Origin of the sequence: Gilvimarinus gilvus, from assembly GCF_030518155.1 — a bacterium.
Lineage (GTDB): Bacteria > Pseudomonadota > Gammaproteobacteria > Pseudomonadales > Cellvibrionaceae > Gilvimarinus > Gilvimarinus gilvus.
Map to the genome: position 1 here is coordinate 1 of NZ_JAULRU010000706.1, position 371 is coordinate 371.

A 371-nucleotide genomic window follows, 5' to 3' on the forward strand; every position below is an offset into this window, starting at 1 on the left:
TCCTTATGCTATTGCTTACGAAGCTATTAATCCTATGAGTAGTAATCAAATTGTTGGAAATATTAGAGCGGATTTTAAATTAAGCAATAAATTGAGCTTAATGTTACGTCCTGCAATTAATACGTATACACAATTGCGCGAACAGAAACGTCCATTTGATATGAATCGTACACCAAAAGGTTATTATAAAAGACAAGATGTTTCTAAAACTGAAACAAATATCGATTTCTTATTAACTTATACTGATAAGTGGGGTGATTTCAGTTTTAATGCAAATGTTGGAGGAAATAGAAAAAATTACGAATACAGAAATTTAACCGCTTGGATAGATGGATTAGCATCTCCTGGAGTTTATAAACTTTCGAATAAAT

Annotated in this window: 1 protein-coding gene; it reads left to right on the forward strand. The window is 30.7% G+C overall.

The window, feature by feature from the left end; translation table 11 throughout:
* On the forward strand, positions 1 to 371 hold a 371-nt coding region (locus QWI17_RS18070), incomplete at both ends, for a hypothetical protein (protein WP_302723927.1).